22 protein-coding genes are annotated in these 20,209 nt (G+C 61.3%); 13 read left to right on the top strand and 9 right to left on the bottom strand.

From position 1 onward, the window contains the following. Window positions 1-97: 97 nt before the first annotated feature. The 6 genes from J0663_RS06370 (at window position 98) to J0663_RS06345 (ending at window position 6,744) form a co-directional block, all read left to right on the top strand. Window positions 98-970 (top strand): carbohydrate ABC transporter permease, encoded by an 873-nt coding sequence (locus J0663_RS06370; RefSeq protein WP_207243616.1) that lies wholly within the window; start codon window positions 98-100, stop codon window positions 968-970. 1 nt (window position 971) lies between these two features. Beyond that, window positions 972-1,802 carry a carbohydrate ABC transporter permease gene (locus tag J0663_RS06365; protein WP_207243615.1) on the top strand — a complete coding sequence of 277 codons (831 nt, stop codon included), beginning with the start codon at window positions 972-974 and terminating at the stop codon, window positions 1,800-1,802. Window positions 1,803-1,819: 17 nt separating this feature from the next. Continuing rightward, window positions 1,820-2,818 (top strand): ABC transporter ATP-binding protein, encoded by a 999-nt coding sequence (locus J0663_RS06360; protein WP_207243614.1) that lies wholly within the window; start codon window positions 1,820-1,822, stop codon window positions 2,816-2,818. An 84-nt stretch (window positions 2,819-2,902) separates the two neighbouring features. Then, window positions 2,903-4,384, top strand: coding sequence for a mannitol dehydrogenase family protein (locus tag J0663_RS06355; RefSeq protein ID WP_207243613.1), 1,482 nt, complete (start codon window positions 2,903-2,905; stop codon window positions 4,382-4,384). Between the two features lie 87 nt (window positions 4,385-4,471). Next, entirely contained in the window at window positions 4,472-5,161 is a 690-nt protein-coding gene (locus J0663_RS06350) for an HAD family hydrolase (RefSeq protein ID WP_207243612.1), read from the top strand. Further along, entirely contained in the window at window positions 5,161-6,744 is a 1,584-nt protein-coding gene (locus J0663_RS06345) for an FGGY-family carbohydrate kinase (protein WP_207243611.1), read from the top strand. The genes J0663_RS06350 and J0663_RS06345 overlap by 1 nt, the downstream gene beginning before the upstream one ends. A gap of 81 nt (window positions 6,745-6,825) precedes the next feature. On the opposite strand, the gene J0663_RS06340 is transcribed toward J0663_RS06345, so the two are convergent. Then, on the bottom strand, window positions 6,826-7,680 hold the full coding sequence (locus J0663_RS06340) for a MurR/RpiR family transcriptional regulator (protein ID WP_207243610.1): 855 nt from the start codon (window positions 7,678-7,680) through the stop codon (window positions 6,826-6,828). Window positions 7,681-7,910: 230 nt separating this feature from the next. Here J0663_RS06340 and J0663_RS06335 point away from each other — a divergent pair, with 230 nt between their 5' ends. After that, window positions 7,911-8,624: a sulfate transporter family protein gene (locus J0663_RS06335; protein WP_207243609.1), complete on the top strand. Its 714-nt coding sequence runs from the start codon at window positions 7,911-7,913 to the stop codon at window positions 8,622-8,624. Window positions 8,625-8,627: 3 nt separating this feature from the next. On the opposite strand, the gene J0663_RS06330 is transcribed toward J0663_RS06335, so the two are convergent. Continuing rightward, window positions 8,628-9,053, bottom strand: coding sequence for a VOC family protein (locus tag J0663_RS06330; RefSeq protein ID WP_207243608.1), 426 nt, complete (start codon window positions 9,051-9,053; stop codon window positions 8,628-8,630). A 79-nt stretch (window positions 9,054-9,132) separates the two neighbouring features. On the opposite strand from J0663_RS06330, the gene J0663_RS06325 reads away from it, so the two are divergent. Continuing rightward, window positions 9,133-9,711, top strand: coding sequence for a TetR family transcriptional regulator (locus J0663_RS06325; protein WP_207243607.1), 579 nt, complete (start codon window positions 9,133-9,135; stop codon window positions 9,709-9,711). On the opposite strand, the gene nth is transcribed toward J0663_RS06325, so the two are convergent. Next, on the bottom strand, window positions 9,676-10,482 hold the full coding sequence (gene nth, locus J0663_RS06320) for an endonuclease III (RefSeq protein WP_207243606.1): 807 nt from the start codon (window positions 10,480-10,482) through the stop codon (window positions 9,676-9,678). The two genes, J0663_RS06325 and nth, sit on opposite strands and share 36 nt — an antisense overlap. On the opposite strand from nth, the gene J0663_RS06315 reads away from it, so the two are divergent. Continuing rightward, window positions 10,481-10,978 (top strand): DUF2244 domain-containing protein, encoded by a 498-nt coding sequence (locus tag J0663_RS06315; protein WP_207244449.1) that lies wholly within the window; start codon window positions 10,481-10,483, stop codon window positions 10,976-10,978. The two genes, nth and J0663_RS06315, sit on opposite strands and share 2 nt — an antisense overlap. A 78-nt stretch (window positions 10,979-11,056) precedes the next feature. After that, window positions 11,057-11,929 carry a methylated-DNA--[protein]-cysteine S-methyltransferase gene (locus tag J0663_RS06310; protein ID WP_207243605.1) on the top strand — a complete coding sequence of 291 codons (873 nt, stop codon included), beginning with the start codon at window positions 11,057-11,059 and terminating at the stop codon, window positions 11,927-11,929. Between the two features lie 14 nt (window positions 11,930-11,943). Here J0663_RS06310 and J0663_RS06305 read toward each other — a convergent pair whose 3' ends face one another. Next, window positions 11,944-12,939, bottom strand: a complete 996-nt coding sequence (locus J0663_RS06305; RefSeq protein WP_207243604.1) for a sugar-binding transcriptional regulator — start codon at window positions 12,937-12,939, stop codon at window positions 11,944-11,946. Window positions 12,940-13,362: 423 nt separating this feature from the next. Between J0663_RS06305 and tal the strand changes: the two genes are divergently transcribed. The 3 genes from tal (at window position 13,363) to J0663_RS06290 (ending at window position 15,599) form a co-directional block, all read left to right on the top strand. Then, complete coding sequence (gene tal, locus J0663_RS06300) at window positions 13,363-14,328, top strand: transaldolase (RefSeq protein ID WP_207243603.1); 966 nt, start codon at window positions 13,363-13,365, stop codon at window positions 14,326-14,328. A gap of 92 nt (window positions 14,329-14,420) precedes the next feature. Further along, on the top strand, window positions 14,421-15,089 hold the full coding sequence (locus tag J0663_RS06295; protein WP_207243602.1) for a DUF1345 domain-containing protein: 669 nt from the start codon (window positions 14,421-14,423) through the stop codon (window positions 15,087-15,089). Window positions 15,090-15,152: 63 nt separating this feature from the next. Continuing rightward, window positions 15,153-15,599: a DoxX family protein gene (locus J0663_RS06290; RefSeq protein WP_207243601.1), complete on the top strand. Its 447-nt coding sequence runs from the start codon at window positions 15,153-15,155 to the stop codon at window positions 15,597-15,599. A 93-nt stretch (window positions 15,600-15,692) separates the two neighbouring features. Here the strand turns inward: J0663_RS06290 and J0663_RS06285 are convergent, their stop codons facing one another. From J0663_RS06285 to J0663_RS06265, 5 genes are all read right to left on the bottom strand, one after another. Beyond that, window positions 15,693-15,866, bottom strand: a complete 174-nt coding sequence (locus J0663_RS06285) for a DUF1328 domain-containing protein (protein ID WP_020922323.1) — start codon at window positions 15,864-15,866, stop codon at window positions 15,693-15,695. Between the two features lie 122 nt (window positions 15,867-15,988). Further along, window positions 15,989-17,416: a gamma-aminobutyraldehyde dehydrogenase gene (locus J0663_RS06280; protein ID WP_207243600.1), complete on the bottom strand. Its 1,428-nt coding sequence runs from the start codon at window positions 17,414-17,416 to the stop codon at window positions 15,989-15,991. Between the two features lie 13 nt (window positions 17,417-17,429). Next, on the bottom strand, window positions 17,430-18,242 hold the full coding sequence (locus J0663_RS06275; protein WP_207243599.1) for an ABC transporter permease: 813 nt from the start codon (window positions 18,240-18,242) through the stop codon (window positions 17,430-17,432). Beyond that, the gene (locus J0663_RS06270; protein ID WP_207243598.1) at window positions 18,232-19,194 is read right to left on the bottom strand and encodes an ABC transporter permease; all 963 of its coding nucleotides are present in this window, start codon (window positions 19,192-19,194) and stop codon (window positions 18,232-18,234) included. The genes J0663_RS06275 and J0663_RS06270 overlap by 11 nt, the downstream gene beginning before the upstream one ends. Further along, the gene (locus J0663_RS06265) at window positions 19,191-20,177 is read right to left on the bottom strand and encodes an ABC transporter ATP-binding protein (protein ID WP_207243597.1); all 987 of its coding nucleotides are present in this window, start codon (window positions 20,175-20,177) and stop codon (window positions 19,191-19,193) included. The genes J0663_RS06270 and J0663_RS06265 overlap by 4 nt, the downstream gene beginning before the upstream one ends. Window positions 20,178-20,209 lie beyond the last annotated feature (32 nt).

Here is a 20,209-nt window from a genome sequence, read left to right as displayed (position 1 = left end):
CTGGGCCGCCGACTGCCCGAATTGCATCGGCGGCCTCTTTTTTCAATAAAAACCGTCCCGCGACCGGCCCCTGCTTCAGACCAGATCGGTGATTGCCATGGCAACGTTACACACTCGCTCCGCAGCGCGCATGATGATAGCGCCTTCCGTGCTGCTCCTTTTTGCGTGGATGATCGTCCCGCTCGCGATGACGATCTACTTCTCGACGCTGAACTACAATCTGCTTAGCCCCGGCATGGAGAGCTTCGTCGGCCTGCTGAACTACGAATATTTCCTTTCCGACCCGGCCTTCATCGCGGCGCTGATCAATACGTTGCTGCTCGTTGCCGGCGTGCTCGTGATCACCGTTGTCGGCGGCATCGCCTTCGCGCTCCTGCTCGATCAGCCGATGTACGGCCAGGGTATCGTGCGCATCCTGGTGATTGCGCCGTTCTTTATCATGCCGACGGTGGCAGCGCTCGTCTGGAAGAACATGTTCATGAACCCGGTCAATGGCCTCTTTGCGCATCTGGCGAAGGCGTTCGGCCTGCAGCCGATCGACTGGCTGGCAAATGCGCCGCTGTTCTCCGTCATTCTCATCGTCGCCTGGCAGTGGTTACCCTTCGCTACCCTCATCCTGTTGACCGCGCTGCAGTCGCTCGACGAGGAGCAGAAGGAGGCGGCCGAGATGGACGGCGCCGGGGCGATCTCGAAATTCATCTATATCATCCTGCCGCATATGGCCCGCGCCATCACCGTGGTGATCCTGATCCAGACGATCTTCCTGCTTTCGGTCTTTGCCGAAATCCTCGTCACCACCAATGGCGGACCGGGCACCGACAGCACCAATCTCACCTATCTCGTCTATGCGCAGGCGTTGCTGCAGTTCGATATCGGCGGCGCTTCGGCGGGCGGCATCGTAGCGGTCGTGCTTGCCAATATCGTCGCGATCTTCCTCGTCCGCCTCGTCGGCAAGAATCTGGAGGCTTGAGATGGCCAGAAAAGTCACAACCCGGCACAAGGTCATCGTCACAGCGATCGCCTGGGCGCTCGGCATCCTGATCTTCTTCCCGATTCTCTGGACCTTCCTGACGAGCTTCAAGTCGGAAGCCGACGCCATCTCCTCGCCGCCGCAGTTCCTGTTCTTCGATTGGACGACGGAGAACTACGCGGAGGTTCAGAGCCGGTCGAACTATCTCAGCCACTTCATGAACTCGGTGATCATTTCCTTCGGCTCGACTCTGATCGGCCTGATCATCGCCATTCCGGCCGCCTGGGCGATGGCGTTTTCGCCGACCAAGCGGACCAAGGACGTGCTGATGTGGATGCTCTCGACCAAGATGATGCCGCCTGTGGGCGCGCTGATCCCGATCTATCTGCTGTTCCGCAATTCCGCCCTGCTCGACACGCGCACCGGCCTGGTGATCGTGCTGACGTTGATCAATCTGCCGATCATCGTCTGGATGCTCTACACCTACTTCAAGGAAATTCCCGGCGAAATCCTCGAGGCGGCGCGCATGGATGGGGCATCGCTGATGAAGGAGATCGTCTACGTGCTGACGCCGATGGCGGTGCCGGGCATCGCCTCGACGCTGCTTTTGAACATCATCCTCGCCTGGAACGAGGCTTTCTGGACGCTCAACCTTACCGCCTCGAAGGCGGCGCCGCTGACGGCTTTCATCGCCTCCTATTCCAGCCCCGAGGGCCTGTTCTACGCCAAGCTCTCGGCGGCTTCGACCATGGCGATCGCGCCGATCCTGATCCTCGGCTGGTTCAGCCAGAAACAACTCGTCCGCGGCCTGACCTTCGGCGCTGTGAAATAAGATAAAGGGAGAGAAACATGGGCAGCATTACCCTTCAGAAGGTTTCCAAGGTCTTCGGCGAAGCCAAGGTCATCCCTTCGATCGACCTCGACATCAGGGACGGCGAGTTCGTGGTCTTCGTCGGCCCGTCGGGCTGCGGCAAGTCCACGCTGCTCAGGCTGATCGCCGGTCTTGAGGACGTTTCCGGCGGCAAGATCGTCATCGACGGCAAGGACGCCACCGAAAAGGCGCCCTCAGAGCGTGGCCTTGCCATGGTGTTCCAGTCCTATGCGCTCTACCCGCATATGAGCGTCCGCAACAACATCGCTTTCCCGCTGAAGATGGCGGGAGTCGACAAGACCGAGATCGACCGCAAGGTGACGGATGCGGCCCGGGTGCTCAATCTCACCGACTATCTCGAACGCAAGCCGCGCCAACTTTCCGGCGGTCAGCGCCAGCGCGTCGCGATCGGCCGCGCCATCGTGCGCCAGCCTTCGGCCTTCCTCTTCGACGAACCGCTGTCGAACCTCGATGCGGCGCTGCGCGTCAACATGCGTCTTGAAATCAGCGAATTGCACCAGCAGCTGAAGACGACGATGGTCTACGTCACCCACGACCAGGTCGAGGCCATGACCATGGCCGACAAGATCGTCGTGTTGAACAGGGGCAATATCGAGCAGGTCGGCTCGCCGCTCGAACTCTATAGCCGCCCGCGCAATCTGTTCGTCGCCGGTTTCATCGGCTCGCCGAAGATGAATTTTATCAAGGGCCAGAACGCGGCCGCGCTCGGGGCGCATACGATCGGCATCCGGCCCGAGCATATATTGCTGTCGATGGAGAGCGGTGACTGGAAGGGGAGGGTGGTGGTCGCCGAGCATCTCGGTTCCGACACCTTCCTGCATATCGACGTCGACGGCATCGGCATGGTGACGGCGCGCGGCAGCGGCGATTTTGCCGCCAAGGCGGGTGATACGGTATATCTGACGCCGGACCGTGCGCGGATTCACAAATTCAACGAGGGCGGCCTTGCCCTCTGAGGCGGGAGGCCGGGCTGGGGGCAGGCATGCGAGCCGGGCGGTGGCGCCCGGCCGTTTCGGCAAGACCTTCAAGAGGACTGGAATATGACGTGCAAACTCTCGCTGGCAACGCTTCCGGACGCGGCGCGCACTGCCGCCATCCCCGGATATGACAGGGCGTCGCTGAAAGCCGGCATCGTGCACTTCGGCGTCGGCAATTTCCACCGCGCCCATCAGGCGGTCTATCTCGACGATCTCTTCAACCAGGGCGTCGATCACGACTGGGCGATCGTCGGCGCCGGCGTTCTGCCGTCTGATGCCGCCATGCGCGAAAAGCTCGCGGCCCAGGATTTCCTGACGACGGTGGTCGAACAGGACAACAACAAGACCGCGGCGCGCGTCACGGCGCCGATGATCGACATCCTTCCGGTCGGTGATCCGGTCGCGACCGTCGCCAAGCTTGCCGATCCCGACATCCGCATCGTCTCGCTGACGATCACCGAAGGCGGCTATTTCATTGATGCGACGGGCACCTTCAATCCGGCTCATCCGGCGATTGCTGCCGACGGGAAAAATCCCAATGCGCCGAAGACGGTCTTCGGCCTGATCGTTGCCGGCTTGAAAGCGCGTAAGGACAAAGGCATCGGTCCCTTCACCGTGATGTCCTGCGACAACATTCCCCATAACGGCGTCGTCACCGCCAATGCCGTGGTCGGCACGGCCGCACTTTCCGACCCTGCCCTTGCCGACTGGATTCGGGCCAATGTCGCCTTCCCGAACGCCATGGTCGACCGCATCACGCCGGCGACCGGCCAGCGGGAGATCGATTTCCTCAAGGACAATTTCGAGATCGAGGACAATTGGCCGGTCTATTGCGAGGAATTCAAGCAATGGGTGCTCGAGGACAAGTTCACCGCCGGCCGGCCGGCGCTGGAAAAGGTCGGCGTCACCTTCGTTCCCGATGTGACGCCCTACGAGCATATGAAGATCCGCATCCTGAACGGCGGGCATGCGGCGATCGCCTATCCGGCGGCGTTGATGGATATTCACTTCGTGCATGATTCCATGGAGGATCCGCTGATCCGCGCCTTCCTGGCCAAGCTCGAAAAAGACGAGATCATCCCGATCGTGCCGCCCGTGCCGAACACATCGCTGACGGACTATTTTGCGCTGATCGAACGTCGCCTCCTCAATCCGAAGATTGCCGACACCATTCCGCGCCTGGCGCAGGACGGTTCGAACCGCCAGCCGAAGTTCATCCTGCCGTCGACGCTCGACAATCTCCGTCAGGGCAGGGATGTCGTCGGCCTGTCGCTGGTTTCGGCGCTCTGGTGCCGCTATTTCGCCGGCAAGACCGACAGCGGCAAGGATATCGTTTTCAACGACATCAGCGCCGAGCGCCTGCATTCGGCGGCGCTGAAGGCAAAGGACGATCCGTCGGCCTTCCTCGCCTTCGACGATATTTTCGGCGAAGTGGCGAAATCGGATCTTTTCCGCAAGCGTTTCGCCCATGCCCTTAAAACCTTATGGGAAAAGGGCACGCGGGAAACGCTGCAGCTCTATCTCGACGGCAAGCTCGCAGTGTAAGGAAATGCGGATGGCGGCATCGACGGGCGCCTTCCATCCCGCCTTGGGACGGTCACCCGTCCGAGTTGAATTCAGATTGGGTCTTTCATGGCTGATGCTGAACCACGGCTGGTCATTTTCGATTGCGACGGCGTGCTCGTCGACAGCGAACCGATCTCGATCAGCGTACTCGTCCGGGCGATGAGCGATCTCGGCGTGTCGATCACCGAGGACCAGGCTTATGAGCGTTTCCTCGGCCGCAGCCTGTCGACCCTTATCGATACGCTCGAAACCGAATTCAACATTCACGCGAGCGAAGAATTCCTCGAGCGCATCCGCACCGATCTCTACGCGCGGTTCCGCACTGATTTGAAGCCGATCGAAGGTGTTGCAGCGACGATCGACGGGCTCGGCATTCCCTGCTGCGTCGCCTCTTCCAGCCAGTTGGAGCGCATCCGGCTGTCGCTTTCCCTCACCGGGCTTCTCGATAAGCTGCCCGACATCTTCAGCGCGACAATGGTCAAGCGCGGCAAGCCGGCGCCCGATCTCTTCCTGCATGCGGCCCGCCAGATGCATGTCGAGCCCGGAGCCTGCCTCGTCGTCGAGGACAGTCCGGCCGGCATTGCCGCCGCCAAGGCGGCCGGCATGACGGTCTTTGCCTTCACCGGCGGATCGCATGCGAATTTTGCCGGTTACCGGGCCGAACTCGACCGACTTTCGCCGGAAGTCGTGTTTGACGCCATGCCGGATTTGATACACCTTGTCCGCAACCATAAGCTGGACGGGACTGCGATTTGATGCGTGATCATGTGGTTGCGGTGGATGTCGGCACCGGCAGCGCGCGCGCCGGCGTCTTCGATGCCAGCGGCCGTCTGCTGGCCAAGGCCGAACATCCGATCGCAATGAACCGGCCGCGCGAAAATCACGCCGAGCACGATTCCGAAGATATTTGGGCGGCCGCCTGTACCGCTGTGCGCGGGGCGATGCAGCTATCCGGCGTCGCCGCCGCCTCGGTCGGGGCAATCGGCTTCGACGCCACCTGTTCGCTCGTCGTCCGTGACGTCGAAGGCCGGCAGATCAGTGTGTCGACAGGCGGCGAGCGGCGTTTCGACACGATCGTCTGGCTCGATCACCGGGCGCTGAAGGAAGCCGATTTCTGTACCGCGACGGAGCATAAGGTGCTCGAACATTCCGGCGATGTGATGTCGCCCGAGATGGAGATGCCGAAGCTGATGTGGCTGAAGAGGAAGCTGCCCGCCACATGGCAAAAGGCCGGCTATTTCTTCGACCTCGCCGATTTCATGACCTGGAAATCGACTGGATCGCTTTCTCGATCGCGCTGCACGCTGACGGCGAAATGGAACTATCTCGCCCATCTCGAAAAGGGCTGGCAGCAGGATTTCCTGGAGCGGATCGGCCTCGAAGACCTCCAGGCGCGCGGCCGGTTGCCGGACGAGACGGCGCCGGTCGGGGGCAGCGTTGGCCGGCTGACGCCGGAGGCCGCGGAAGCGCTCGGCCTGACCACGGAATGCCATGTCTCTGCCGGGATGATCGACGCCTATGCCGGGGCGCTCGGGGCGCTCGGCGGTTATGCCGCCGACCCTGCAACACGCGAGCGCCAGCTGGCACTGATCGCCGGCACGTCGAGCTGCATCGTCGCCTTCTCACAGGAGCGCAGACCGAGCCACGGCATGTGGGGTCCCTACTACGAAGTGGTCTTCCCGCAGTCCTGGCTGGTCGAGGCCGGCCAGTCGGCGACTGGTGCGCTGCTCGACCACATCGTGCGCATGCATGCGGCCGGTGGCGAGCCGACGGCGGCGCTGCATCAGAAAATCGTTGCGCGCATCGCCGAATTACGGGCCGAGGAGGGTGATGCATTTGGCGAGCGGATATTCGTGCTGCCGGATTTTCACGGCAACCGCTCGCCGCTCGCCGATCCGCATGCCGTCGGCGTGATCAGCGGCCTGACGCTCGACACCTCCTTCGACGGGCTCTGCGCGCTCTATTGGCGGTCTGCCGTCGCGATCGCGCTCGGCATCCGCCATATCCTCGTGAAGATGAAGGACCACGGCTACGTGCCCGATACGCTGCACATTGCCGGCGGGCATGTGAAAAACCCGGTGCTGATGGAACTCTATAGCGATGCCACCGGCTGCAAGGTCGTGGTGCCGAAGATGAACGAGGCGATGCTGCTCGGCACGGCGATCGCGGCATCCGTCGCCTGTGGCCTGCACGAGGATCTGGCGGCAGCCGGCAAGGCAATGTATCCCGGCGGCGACGAACGCCTTCCCGACACGGCGAAACAGGCGCTTTACGACCGCGACTACCGCCGTCTTCTGGCCATGCACCGGCATCGTGCCGAGCTCGAGACGATGCTGTAGCAGGTTGAAGCGCGTCTCGATCTTTCAGATTCGCCGCTGCGGCTTGGCGCAAGGCCGCGCATATAATTCGGACAGCCTGTATCAGTGGTTCGCGGTCTCGCCGAGAACGGTCGCGAATTCCAGCATCCGGCGGCGGCGAAGGGCTGCCTCCTCTCCGACTTCGAGAATGACCGACTCCGACAGGCAATCGAGCAGCGCGACCAGCGGCGGAAGGTTGTCGAGATCGGGGGCGCGTGGCGGCGGCAAGGGCAGCATGACGTTTGATTGATCCGCCATCCAGTCTGCTTGCTGAGGTGAAATCAGCACGACCTTGTAGCCGTAGCGCCGCGCGGTTCTGGCCAGCAGCCGTGCCTTGGCAAAACGGCGACAGTCGATGATGACGAGCAAGGCGTCGTCGACGGCCGGACGGGCGAAGAGTTCGGCAAAACGGTTGTCTGTGCCATCGAGCGTGCGTACGCCGTCGCGGGCTTGCGTCAACCGCTGGCAGAAATGATTGGCAAGACTGGCGAGCCGCGCATGCGTGGCGATCGATACTTCGCGGGCCGTGCTGATCAAGCGAACGGCTTCGGCCCAATGCGGCTGTGCCGTGAGATGGTAGATGTGATGCAGGGCCTGGATCTGTTCGGCAACCAGCACGGCAAGCGGTTTGCCCTCCGCGGCGTCCGCATGAAGCTCGCTCATGGCGCTCTGCAACTGCGCCGGCGATGTCGTCACGGTCTCGCGAATCTCGACCTTGACGCTGTCCAAACCCTGATAGCCGAGCGCCCGCAGGAAGCGCCCGACGGTCATCGGCGACAGATCCAGCCTGTCGGCAACAGACGCGGCCGTCTCGAATGGCAGGTCGTTCAGGTGCTCGGTGAAATATTTCGCGATACGACGCTCCGCCGGAGTGCCGCTTTTTACGTATTGCCGGAGTTTGTGCACAAAGTCTTCCACATCAGCCTCCCCCTATTCCCTCAGAGGCGTTCCGTGGATGCGCTAACGCGCCCCTTTGTCTTTGCAACTATTTTCGGAAGCTGCTTCTCAGGCTCGTATTTCTGCGTCTGATAATATTATATTCGTTCTAATATTGCGACAAGTTTCTATTACAGCATGCAATTTTATTCTCTCTTGTCGGTGGCATTCGCCTTTCCTACATCTTCTGCGCAACCGGAGACGCCGAAGAAATGATTCTCGATGCCGCACGACTTTCGCTCGCCAATCTGTTCGCGCCGGAAACGCGTTCGGTTTTCTGGAAGGTGCTCGGCCTGACGCTTCTCGTGCTCGTCGGCCTCTGGTTGGCGCTGCGCGGCGCCTTCATGGCCTTCCTCTTTCCCTGGCTGACCAGCTTTTTTCCCGATCTGCCGGATTGGGCGGGATGGCTCGCTTTCGTCTTCGCGATCCTTGCCGGCATCGGCCTTGCACTCCTGCTGGCGCTGCTGCTGTCTCCGGTGACGGCGCTGATCGCGGGCCTGTTTCTCGACGACGTCGCCGATGTCATCGAAAAGCGTGACTATCCGATGGATGCGCCCGGCGCCGCCATGCCGCTCGGCCCGGCGATGGCAAGCTCGATCAAATTCCTCGGCGTGGTGATCCTCGGCAATATCGTAGCCTTGCTGCTGCTGTTCATCCCCGGCGTCAATCTGGTCGCCTTCTTTCTGGTGAACGGCTACCTGCTCGGGCGGGAATTCTTCGAATTCGCTGCCATGCGCTTCCGTCCGCCTCAGGAGGCGCGGCTATTTCGCGCCAAACATGCGCCGACGGTCTTTTTAGGCGGGCTGGTGATCGCTCTGTTTCTGGCGATCCCCGTCGTCAATCTTCTGACGCCGCTCTTTGCCGCCGGCATGATGGTGCATCTGCACAAGCTGATTTCCGCTAGGGATCCCGGTTTTCGCGCTTGAGGCTCAACCGGGTAAGGCTGATGTCTCGTACATTGCCGCGAATTCGGCGCTTGGCGGGATCGGTTTGATGATGTCGATCAATACCCCGTTCGGGTCGGCGGTGATGAAATGCCGCTGGCCGAAGTCCTCGTCGCGGATCTCCTGGAGAATTGGCAACTCTGCGCGTCGGCAGGCCGCGTAGAGCGCGTCGACATCGACAACTTCGAAATTGAGAAGCAGCCCGGAAACCCTGCCGCGAGCAATGGCCGGGATGGTCTCATGGCTGCCGTCGAGGATGGCAAGAGCGACATGCTCCTCCTCGGCCGATTGCAGATGAACGTACCAGTCGCTTTCGAAGAGCGGCCTGAATCCGAAATGGGTGCAGTAGAAGCGGGCAGTGCCGGCGACGTCCTCTGTCATGATGACAGGATAATAGCCCGTCGATTTCATTCCTTCCTCCTGTTGTTTACATACAGACTGTATGTTTTTTGCTCTTAACATACATTCTGTTTGTATGTAAATAGCATGAATGAGCCGCAGCAATCGCCAAAGAACGGAACAGACGAGACAGGCGCTGATGGATGCCGGCCGGCGCCTCTTCGTCGAGAAGGGTTATGCCGAAACAGCGACGCCGGAGATCGCGGCGGCGGCGGGCATGACGCGCGGGGCGCTCTATCATCATTTCGAAGACAAGAAGGCGCTTTTTCGGGCGGTTGTCGAACGCGAAGCGCGTGCCGTTGCCGAAACAATCGAGGCACGTTCGACGCCCGATTGCCCGCCGCGCGCCGCGTTGCTCGCCGGCGCCTCAGCTTACTTCGATGCAATGATGACAGAGGGTCGCACGCAGCTGCTGCTCGTCGAGGCGCCTGCCGTTCTCGGCCTGGCGGCGGTCCAGGCGATCGATGCAGAGAATGCAGAAGCGGCTCTGCGAACAGGACTCACGGCGATGTTTCCGGCAGCCGGTGCCGCCCTAGAGCCGCTGACGCTGCTGCTCTCGGCCGGCTTCGACCGCGCGGCGATCGCGATCGACGCGGGTGCCGAAAGGCAGAGTTACGAGCAGGCGATCGCTGTTCTACTCGATGGCCTCGCCGATCACCTGCGGCGGTAGTTCGACGAGCGGGGCCGGCACATCGGAACTCTTCTCGGGCGATTTGCAAATGTCGGCGATGACGCAACGCTCGCATTCGGGACGCCGCGCCTTGCAGGTGTAGCGCCCATGCAGGATCAGCCAGTGATGGGCGTGATAGAGGTAGTGTTTCGGGATCACCTTCATCAGCCGATCTTCCACCTCGTCGGGCGTCTTGCCCGGCGCGAGCTTGATGCGGTTGGCGATACGGAAGATGTGGGTGTCGACAGCCATAGTCGCCTGGCCGAAAGCCATGGACAGTACGACATTGGCCGTCTTGCGGCCGACGCCCGGCAGGCGAACCAGTTCCTCGCGCGTTTCCGGCACTTCTCCCGCGAATTCCTCGACCAGCATCTGCGAAAGCGCAATGACGTTCTTTGCCTTGTTGCGGTAGAGGCCGATCGTCTTGATATAATCGCGGACCTTTTCCTCGCCGAGATCGAGCATTTTCTGCGGGGTATCGGCCACCTTGAAGAGCGCTCGGGTCGCCTTGTTGACGCCGGCATCGGTGGCCTGCGCGGAGAGAGCGACCGCCACGACCAGGGTAAAGGGATTGGTGTGCTCGAGCTCGCCCCTCGGCTCCGGCCGCTGGACGGAGAAGCGGCGGAAAATCTCCTCGCGCTCGGCCGGGGAATAAGCGGTTTTTGCCGGCGCCGCCGGCTTGCGGCGAGCGATCACATTCGAGTTTTGCAACGCTTTGCCGAGTGATTTGAGTTTCGGATTCGCCATGGAGAACCTATACTCAACGGCCATGATGGAAAGCAACGCCGACAGCTTCAACGAGCAGCCTGTTTTCGCCGCCGAACTCTTCCCCTACCGTTCGCTCGGGCGCAGGGGCTTCAAGGTGCTGCTCATTTTGTCGGGCGTGGTCTGCTTCCTCTACGGGATGTTCTTCATCGTCTCCGGCGCCTGGCCGATCGGCTTCTTCTTCGGGCTGGACTTCATGCTGCTTTACGGCGCTTTCTGGCTCAGCTACCGCTCCGGAAGGGCGCGCGAGGAGGTCACGGTGTCGCGCACCGATGTCTCGGTGCGCAAGTTCGCACCGTCGGGCCAGATGGTGGAGCATCATTTCAATCCGTTCTGGGCGCGTTTCCACGTTCGCAGGCATCAGGAGATCGGCATCCTCTCGATGCATATTTTCGGCGAGGGCCGGCGCACCGACGTCGGTTCCTTTCTCAATCCGGATGATCGCGAAAGTTTCGCAAAGGCCTTCAAGGGGGCGCTCGCCACAGTCAAGCAGCGTATTTGAAACACACGTGCCGGGGCGCAAGAATCGGGTGGTTTGGCCGCCCGCTCTTGATTATCTCCTGTCTAAAGGAGAAAAACGATGAATATGATCGCGAAGCTCGACACCGATATCACTCCTGACGGCCCGGACTACGATACCGTGCGCCAGGTTATCGAACTGATCAGCGAAGAATATCGCGACCAGCCCTCGCTGGAGGCGATTGCGACGCGGCTGAACCAGTCGCCGACGCAGCTTCAGAAGACTTTTACCCGCTGGGCCGGCCTTTCCCCGAAGGCGTTCCTGCAGGCCGTCACGCTCGATCATGCAAAGCGGCTGCTTCGCCGGGAAGAGATGCCGCTGCTCGAAACCTCGATCGAAGTCGGTCTCTCCGGTCCGAGCCGCCTGCATGACCTGTTCGTCACGCATGAAGCCATGTCTCCGGGCGAATGGAAGGCGAAGGGCGGCGGTCTGACGATCCGCTATGGGTTCCACACCTGCCCCTTCGGTACGGCGCTCGTCATGGCGACGGACCGCGGCCTTGCCGGGCTAGCCTTCAGCGATGCCGGCGACGAGAAGGCTTGTTTCGAGGATATGACCTGTCGTTGGCCGAATGCCGAATACATGGAAGACCGGCAAGCGACGGCCTGGTATGCGGAACGCATCTTCCAGCCGGGGCGCTGGACCTCGGACCAGCCGTTGCGGGTCGTCCTGATCGGAACGGATTTCCAGGTCAGCGTCTGGCAGAGTCTGTTGAAGATCCCGTTCGGCAAGGCGGTGACCTATAGCGATATCGCCAGGGATATCGGCCGGCCGACCGCGATGCGCGCTGTGGGCGCGGCCGTCGGCGCCAACCCGATTTCCTTCGTCGTGCCCTGCCATCGCGCGCTCGGCAAGAATGGAGCATTGACGGGATATCATTGGGGCCTGACCCGCAAGCGGGCCATGCTGGGCTGGGAGTCGGCGCACGCCTGAGCGGCGTCTCCTTGTCAGCGAGATGAATCAGTCTGCTCGGCCAGCTCCAACAAGGCGCGTGCTGCACTTTCATCCGTAATCAGCGTGTTGCAGCCGATGCGCTTGATCGTGGCGCGGATGGCGACGGCGCGGTGAGCGCCGCCGGAAGAGAGCACGATGTGCCTCGCCTCCTTCAACGTATCGAGATCGACGGACATGACGCGCCGGTTGATCGAATGGTCAACCGAGTTGCCGTCCTTGTCGAGGAAGTTGAACATGGTGTCGCAGACGCAGCCGGCTTCGATCAGTTCCTGCAGCTCGGCCTTTGATATCCAGCCTTCCGACAACGAGGTCGAGTGCGGGCCGATATCGCCGCAGCTGACGATGGCGAGATCGAGGTTTTCGGCGAGACTGTAAATCGTATCCAGCCCGCATTTTTCGATGAGATTGCGCTTGGTCTCGACGGAATCGACGAGAAGCGGCGCCAGGAACATATAGCATTCTGCGCCGAGCTGGTTTGCCAGGCGCCATGTGTAATCGATCGGATTCGTCTGGTGTACGGCGACGATGCCGCCGAGCAGCGAAACGACTTTGCAATTGTCGCGGCGCGGCGGCCGGAAGCTTGCCAGCGATGCCGTCATGGTGCGGCCCCAGCCGACTCCGATGGTATAATCGTCCGGGATGGCTTCGGAGAGAAACTGTCCAAGCGCCAGCCCGACATTTTTCGCCAGTGCGTTGACGTCTGAATTGACCGGCTTTGGCACCACGATCGCCTCGTCGAGGCCGTAAGCACGCTCCAGCTTCACCGAAAGCTCGACGCAGTCGCCGATCGAATCGTTGATCCAGATCTGGACTTCGCTGCGTTTCATCGCTTCGTCGAGCAGGCGGATGACGGTGGTGCGGCTGATGCCCAGCTGCTCGGCGACGTCCTTCTGGGTCAGGCCCTCATTGTAATAGAGCCATGCGGCCCTCAGCCGCAGCGAGGAAGCTTCGGAATAGGCCGTGTGCGTGCCGCGTTTGAGTTTGACCACATCTCCTCCCGCGCGATTCCTGTCCTAAGTTCTTTTGAGGATAGAGGCTTTGACGATGCGCTTGCTGCCGGGATAATGACGGGTGTGACACTTATGTCAATTGAAATGCACAAATGTCCTTGACTTTTCCTTGGCCGAGCGTTGATAGTCCTGACGACATCAAGTCGTTCCTGTCTGTCCGAGGAGGACATAGTGCGGGCATGCCGAAAGTCACGACCGGCCTTTGAGCCGCAGGCGGCGTCGCTTGCGTTCGAGTGGTCGTTCGCAGGCAGCCGGAACACGTCGACTGTCCCTCACGTTTATGAATCATCCGTGACGGATGCGCGTATTTTCGCCTGCAGCATGCAAACCATCTGTCCCACCCTCTTTGCCGGGCGGAACTCGCGCCGGTCCGCAGCCCAAATTCAACAAGGATTACCGACCATGACATCCAAGCTTGACCAACTCCGCGAGATTACCACCGTCGTTGCCGATACCGGCGATATTCAGGCTGTTGCCCGCCTGAAGCCGGTCGACTGCACGACCAACCCGTCCATCGTTCTCAAGGCGCTCGGCACCGAAATGTTTGCCGACGACATGAAGGAAGCGATCGCCTGGGGCAAGAAGCTCGGCGGGGATGCGAATGTTGCCGCTGCAGCCGTTGCCGACCGCCTCGCCATCTCAGTGGGCGCCGCCCTGGTGAAGCTCGTTCCCGGCCGCGTTTCGACGGAAGTCGATGCCGACCTGTCCTTCGATACCGAAGCGTCGCTGAACAAGGCACGCAGCATCATTGCCGCCTACAAGGAGCGCGGCATCGAGAAGGACCGCATCCTCATCAAGCTCGCTTCCACCTGGGAAGGAATCCGCGCAGCGGAAATCCTGCAGAAGGAAGGCATTGACTGCAATCTGACGCTGCTCTTTTCCAAGGCACAGGCGATTGCCTGCGCCGATGCCAAGGTTTTCCTGATTTCGCCCTTCGTCGGCCGCATCCTCGACTGGTACAAGAAATCGACGGGCAAGGATTTCACTGCCGAAGAAGATCCGGGCGTCCTCTCCGTTCGCGACATCTACAACTACTACAAGGCCAATGACATCAAGACGGTCGTCATGGGCGCATCCTTCCGCAATACCGGCGAAATCGAAGCGCTGGCCGGTTGCGATCGCCTGACCATCGCTCCGAACCTGCTCGACGAGCTTTCGAATGACCAGGGCAAGCTCGAGCGCAAGCTGTCGCCTGAAACGATCAAGACGGCCGCGAAGATCACTGTCGACGAGAAGACCTTCCGCTGGATGATGAACGAAGACGCGATGGCGACCGAAAAGCTGGCTGAAGGCATCCGCGCTTTCGCCAAGGACCTGGGGACCCTGCGCACCATGGTGCAAAAGGAACTGCAGCTCGCCGCCGCCTGATCGGGCACGACATGCAATCGAAGGCGCGGGGGCCAGTCGGCACCTGCGCCTTTTTCATGATCTTATCAAGGGCAATGTTGTCGGAGACCGATATGACGGATGAGGAACCGGCAAATTCGCTTGTGGGGCTTGCCCACAAGCATGCAAGCTTCATCGTCGCCGTTCTTGCCGGATTGGTGGTCTTCCTGGCTGTAACCTCGCGTGAAGTCAGCGCCGGCAATGTCCTGTTCGGCTGGAATGTCAGCGCCGGTGTCTTTGTCGCGCTCAGCTGGCGCAAGATGCTGCGGGCGACGGTTGAGAGCATCCGCAAGCGTTCCGAAGATCTTGATTTCTCCGACACCGTCCTCCTGGCTCTTTCGATCGGTGCAGCACTTGCCAGCATCGCCGGCATCGGCATCGAGCTTCATTCAATCAAGGAGGCGGCGCCGGATGCCGCGCTGGCGCGGGCAGGTGCGGCGATTTTGACGATCCTGATCTCCTGGGTCTTCCTGCATACGCTCTTCACCATCCACTATGCCCATTATTTCTATGGCGCAGCGGAGGAGGAAGGCGGCCTCAAATTTCCCGACGGAATCGAAGAGCCCGGCTACTGGGATTTCCTCTATTTCTCTTTCACCATCGGCGTTGCCGCGCAGACGGCGGATGTCGCGGTCGGTTCGACCAGCATGCGCAAGCTGACGCTGCTGCATGCCGTGCTGTCGTTCCTGTTCAACACGACGATCCTGGCGCTGGCGATCAATGTCGGGGCGAGCCTGCTATAATGCGCCGTGCCGCAGCGACCGGGAGGATCTGAGCGCGCGGGCGGCACCAGCAATTCGGAGGGTATGATGGAAAGCGCCTCACGCCGGCTCCGACCGGCCGATCTTATTCTGCTCCTGGGCAGGCTTCTGCTGTCGCTGATCTTCCTGCATGAGGGCTGGACGCTCGCGACAAACCTCGCGGGGACCATCGACACGTTCGCAAAATTGGGGCTGTCGGCACCGATTGCCCTCGCCACCATCGCGCTTCAAATCGGCGCCGGCCTTTCGGTTGCGGCGGGTTTGCTTAGCCGCCTCGGCGCAACGGCGCTGGCACTCTTCTGCCTGGCGACCGCCTTGCTCTTCCATACGAATTTCACAAGCCAGAACGAGCTGCTGCATTTCGAGAAGGACCTGGCGATTGCAGGGGGCATGTTCGTCCTGGCAGCGTCGGGCGCGGGATCGATATCGATCGACACATTGCTGAGATGGCGGGAACAAGCCATCCATCCCTGGCTGAGGGCGATGATGTAGCGAATTCGCCGCGCCGTTCTGCGCGACATGCCGGAGTGCATGCCGCGGCTTCGCCGAGTTATGGAATCGCTCCCACTGACACGCCCGTAACCGCTACAAGACCGCCTGGCCGGCCATCAGCGCCAGAACCAGGAAGATCAGGAAGATCACCAGCGCAATACCGAAGAGAACGCGGGCGATGGTCGCGGTGGCGGCGGAGACACCGGAGAAGCCGAAGAAGCCGGCGACGATCGAAATGACGAAAAATATCAAAGCCCATTTCAGCATGACATTATCCTCTGCGTTTGCCTGAGAAGACGCGGAAAGCGGGAAATTGTTCCAATTCGCGCGAAATCGGTGCGCTTTCCTTCCTATCGGCGGACCTCCGACATTCCTGCCATGTTCGCCGGTCAGCCGTGATTGATCATCACGTGGCGCACGGCGGTGTAGTCCTCCAATGCGTAGGTCGACAAGTCCTTCCCGTAGCCGGACTGTTTGAGACCGCCATGCGGCATCTCATTGACCAGCATGAAGTGGGTGTTGATCCAGGTGCAGCCATATTGCAGGCGGGCGGCCGTCTTCATGCCGCGGCCGATATCCCGGGTCCAGACCGAGGAGGCGAGGCCGTAATCACTGTCGTTTGCCCAGGCGATGGCGTGATCGGCATCGGAGAAGCGGGTGACCGAAACGACCGGGCCGAAGACCTCGCGGCGGACGATCTCGTCGTCCTGCAGGGCGCCCGCTATGACGGTCGGGGTGAAGAAAAAGCCCCTGTCACCGGCGACCTGGCCGCCAGCGGTGATTTCCATGTGCTTGTGTTCGGAGGCGCGGGCGACAAAGCTTTCGACGCGGTCGCGCTGGCGCCTGGAGATCAGCGGCCCGATCTCGTTTTCGGTATCGTCGGCCTGGTTGAAGCGGATGCTGGCGACGGCCGAGGAGAGATCGGCGACGAAATTGTCGTAGACCTTCGCATCGGCATAGATACGGCAGGCGGCGGTGCAGTCCTGGCCGGCATTGTAATAACCGAAAGTGCGGATGCCCGACACGACGGCGTCGATATCGGCATCGTCGAAGACGATGACCGGTGCCTTGCCGCCGAGTTCGAGATGGGTGCGCTTGACGGTCTTGGCGGCCGCCTGCAGCACCTTCTTGCCGGTCGCGATATCGCCGGTGATCGAGATCATGTTGACCTTGGCATTGTTGATCAGCGCATTGCCGACGCTTTCGCCGCGACCGAGGATGACGTTGACGACGCCTTCGGGCAGTATCTCCGACAGTAATTTCGCCATCTTCAGCGCCGTCAACGGCGTCTGCTCCGAGGGCTTGAAGACGACGGTGTTGCCGCCGGCGATCGCCGGCGCCAGCTTCCAGGCCATCATCATCAGCGGGTAGTTCCACGGCGCGATCGAGCCGACGATGCCGATCGGATCGCGGCGGATCATCGAGGTGTGGCCGGGCAGGTATTCGCCGGCGGCCGGTCCGTGCAGATTGCGCACGGCGCCGGCGAAGAAACGATAACAATCGACGATCGCCGGGATTTCGTCGTTCAGCACCGAATTGATCGGCTTGCCGCAGTTCAGGGCCTCCAGCGCGGCGAAAGCCGCGGCATCCTTTTCGATGGCGTCGGCGATCTTCAGCAGGTAGCCGGAGCGCTCGGAAGGCGTCGTCTGCGACCAACTCGCGAAGGCCTTTTCGGCGGCGTCGACGGCGGCATCGACCTGGGAAAGCGAGGCTTCGGCAAGATCCAGCACCGTCTCGCCCGTTTTCGGGTTCAGGATGTGCTCTTCCGTCTCCGTGCCCTTCACGAAACGGGAACCGATCAGCATTTGAGTGTCCATGATGTTCTCCCTGTTATTTGCCGGCACCGGCGAGCTGGTCGCCGTCGCGGGTGAGGTAATAGGCTGCCAGGATCGGCAGGAAGGTGACGAGCACCACTGCCATGGCGACCACATTGGTCACGGGGCGCTGGCGCGGGCGGATGAGTTCTTCGAGCATCCAGATCGGCAGCGTCGATTGCTGGCCGCCGGTAAAGGTGGTGACGATGACCTCGTCGAAGGAAAGCGCGAAAGCCAACATGCCCCCGGCCAGCAGGGCAGTGCCGATATTCGGCAGGATGACGTGGCGGAAAGTCTGGAAGCCGTCGGCGCCGAGATCCATCGAGGCTTCGATCAGCGAGCCGGAAGTGCGGCGGAAGCGGGCGACGGCATTGTTGTAGACGACGACCACGCAGAAGGTGGCGTGGCCGAGCACGATGGTCCAGACCGAAAATGGGATATCGAAAAGGCTGAAAGCCGAGCGCAGGGCAATGCCGGTGATGATGCCGGGAAGGGCGATCGGCAGGATGACCAGCAGCGAGATCGCCTCACGGCCGAAGAACCTCGTCTGGCTGACGGCCGCCGCGCAGAGCGTGCCGAGCACGAGCGCGATCGCCGTGGCGATGACGGCAACCTGCAGGGAAAGGCTCAGCGCCGACCAGACGTCAGGCCGGTTCCAGGCGACAGCGAACCATTGCAGCGTCAGCCCCGGCGGTGGCCACTGATAGCTCTTCTCCTCCGTCGTGAAGGCATAGACGAAAATCAACAGAATCGGCAGATGCAGGAACAGTAGCCCGATCCCAGCGGCGACTTTCAAGGCGAGTGGCGATGCCTTGTGGTCAGAGCGCATCGAAAGCCCCCATGCGTTTGGCGAGCGAGAGATAAAGCGCCATGATGACGATCGGGACGATGGAGAAGGCGGCGGCGAGCGGCACATTGCCGGCCGTTCCCTGCTGGGCGTAGACGGCCTGGCCGATGAAGAGCCTGGACGAGCCGACGATCTGCGGGATGATGTAATCGCCCAAGGTCAGCGAGAAGGTGAAAATCGACCCGGCGACGATGCCGGGCAGCGCCAAGGGCAGAAGCACGGCACGGAAAGTCTGGCGCGGCGTGGCGCCGAGGTCTGCCGAGGCTTCGATCAGGTTACCGGGCACACGTTCGAGAGCCGCCTGCGTTGGCAGGATCATATAGGGCAGCCAGATATAGACGAAGACGATGAAGGTGCCGAGGTAGCTCACCGAGAGCGAATTGCCGCCGACGACTGGCAGGTTCAGGATTCCGTCGAGCAGCCAGGAGAGATGGAGCTTTTCGAAGATCCAGGTGAGAATGCCCTCCTTGGCGAGGATCAGCTTCCACGCATAGATCTTGACAAGATAGCTCGACCAGAGCGGCAGCATGACGCCGAGATAGAAGAACGCCTTCCATTTGCCCTGCGCATAACGCGCCGCATAATAGGCGATCGGGAAGGCGATCAGCGCGGCAGCGACGGTGACGAGAGCGGCCATGACGACGGTGCGCATGATGATGTCGAAATTCGTCGGGCTCAGAAGCTGGGCATAGGTCGAGAGGGTGAATTCGTAATTCACCAGCCCGGAAAAATCGTCGATCGAGAAGAAACTCTGCAAAAGCAGGGCGATCAGCGAGCCGATATAGATGATGCCGAGCCAGAGCAGCGGCGGCGTCAGCATCAGGAAGAGCAAGAGCTTCGGGTGCCGCCAGAAGGTATCCGACATCAGGCCGAAGAACCCGCCGCGTCGCGGAAGGATTGATGTCTTGCCCCCTGACATGGTGAGCGTCGTCATGCCGCATCGTCCATGTAGTGGATATCGGCAGGCTGCCAGGCGAGCCGGATATCGGTGCCGATATCCGGTACGGGGGCGCCCGCCGGCAGCATGACATGCAACCGGCTGCCCTTGAGAGCGACGCTGAGACGAGTGACCGCGCCGAGGAAACTTGTATGTTCGACACTCGCCTCGACGCCGTCGCTTGCCAGCCGGATCGCTTCGGGGCGCAAGCTTGCCCAACGCTTCTCGCCGCCGAGAGAGGCCATTAGATCCGGCGCAATCACGTTGGATGAGCCGACAAAGTCGGCGACGAAGCGGGTTTTCGGGCAGCGATAAATATCCCGCGGCGTACCGTGCTGGACGATGTTTCCGTTGTTGAAGACGGCAACGCGATCGGCCATAGACAGCGCCTCGCCCTGATCATGAGTGACGAAGACGAAGGTGATGCCGAGCGCGCGCTGTAGGCTCTTCAATTCCTCCTGCATCTGCTCGCGCAGCTTCAGGTCGAGTGCGCCGAGCGGCTCATCGAGCAACAGCACCTTCGGCTTGTTGACGAGCGCGCGGGCAAGCGCCACACGCTGCCGCTGACCGCCGGACAATTGACCGGGACGGCGGGCGCCGTAACCCGGCAGCTTGACGAGTTCGAGGGCATCGTTGGCGGCCTTCATCCGCTCCGCCTTCCCCACGCCCTTGACCATCAACCCGTAGGCGACATTGTCGAGGATGTTGAGGTGCGGGAAGAGCGCGTAGTCCTGGAACACGGTGTTGACGTTGCGCCGATAGGGCGGAACCCCATCAGCCGTCTCGCCGAAGATCTGAATGTGGCCCGCGGTCGGCTGTTCGAAGCCGGCGATCAGTCTGAGGCAGGTTGTCTTGCCAGATCCGGACGGACCGAGCATGGCGAAGAATTCGCCCGGCGCGATTTCGAGATCGACGCCGTCGACGGCGCGAACCTGGCCGAAATGGCGCGATACCTGTTGGAAACGGACGGCTGACGTCATTGTTGGGGCTCCGGGATAACTATGTTCTGCCG

Origin of the sequence: Rhizobium lentis (genome assembly GCF_017352135.1) — a bacterium.
GTDB lineage: Bacteria > Pseudomonadota > Alphaproteobacteria > Rhizobiales > Rhizobiaceae > Rhizobium > Rhizobium lentis.
Note: the sequence above shows the minus strand (reverse complement) of the source record. Positions and strands in the feature narration are given on the sequence as shown.

Coding starts and splice junctions, on each gene's coding strand:
- J0663_RS06370 (WP_207243616.1), top strand. CDS start 98: ATGGCAACGTTACACACTCGCTCCGCAGCGCGCATGATGATAGCGCCT.
- J0663_RS06365 (WP_207243615.1), top strand. CDS start 972: ATGGCCAGAAAAGTCACAACCCGGCACAAGGTCATCGTCACAGCGATC.
- J0663_RS06360 (WP_207243614.1), top strand. CDS start 1,820: ATGGGCAGCATTACCCTTCAGAAGGTTTCCAAGGTCTTCGGCGAAGCC.
- J0663_RS06355 (WP_207243613.1), top strand. CDS start 2,903: ATGACGTGCAAACTCTCGCTGGCAACGCTTCCGGACGCGGCGCGCACT.
- J0663_RS06350 (WP_207243612.1), top strand. CDS start 4,472: ATGGCTGATGCTGAACCACGGCTGGTCATTTTCGATTGCGACGGCGTG.
- J0663_RS06345 (WP_207243611.1), top strand. CDS start 5,161: ATGCGTGATCATGTGGTTGCGGTGGATGTCGGCACCGGCAGCGCGCGC.
- J0663_RS06335 (WP_207243609.1), top strand. CDS start 7,911: ATGATTCTCGATGCCGCACGACTTTCGCTCGCCAATCTGTTCGCGCCG.
- J0663_RS06330 (WP_207243608.1), bottom strand. CDS start 9,053: ATGAAATCGACGGGCTATTATCCTGTCATCATGACAGAGGACGTCGCC.
- J0663_RS06325 (WP_207243607.1), top strand. CDS start 9,133: ATGAGCCGCAGCAATCGCCAAAGAACGGAACAGACGAGACAGGCGCTG.
- J0663_RS06315 (WP_207244449.1), top strand. CDS start 10,481: ATGATGGAAAGCAACGCCGACAGCTTCAACGAGCAGCCTGTTTTCGCC.
- nth (WP_207243606.1), bottom strand. CDS start 10,482: ATGGCCGTTGAGTATAGGTTCTCCATGGCGAATCCGAAACTCAAATCA.
- J0663_RS06310 (WP_207243605.1), top strand. CDS start 11,057: ATGAATATGATCGCGAAGCTCGACACCGATATCACTCCTGACGGCCCG.
- tal (WP_207243603.1), top strand. CDS start 13,363: ATGACATCCAAGCTTGACCAACTCCGCGAGATTACCACCGTCGTTGCC.
- J0663_RS06295 (WP_207243602.1), top strand. CDS start 14,421: ATGACGGATGAGGAACCGGCAAATTCGCTTGTGGGGCTTGCCCACAAG.
- J0663_RS06290 (WP_207243601.1), top strand. CDS start 15,153: ATGATGGAAAGCGCCTCACGCCGGCTCCGACCGGCCGATCTTATTCTG.
- J0663_RS06285 (WP_020922323.1), bottom strand. CDS start 15,866: ATGCTGAAATGGGCTTTGATATTTTTCGTCATTTCGATCGTCGCCGGC.
- J0663_RS06280 (WP_207243600.1), bottom strand. CDS start 17,416: ATGGACACTCAAATGCTGATCGGTTCCCGTTTCGTGAAGGGCACGGAG.
- J0663_RS06275 (WP_207243599.1), bottom strand. CDS start 18,242: ATGCGCTCTGACCACAAGGCATCGCCACTCGCCTTGAAAGTCGCCGCT.
- J0663_RS06270 (WP_207243598.1), bottom strand. CDS start 19,194: ATGACGACGCTCACCATGTCAGGGGGCAAGACATCAATCCTTCCGCGA.
- J0663_RS06265 (WP_207243597.1), bottom strand. CDS start 20,177: ATGACGTCAGCCGTCCGTTTCCAACAGGTATCGCGCCATTTCGGCCAG.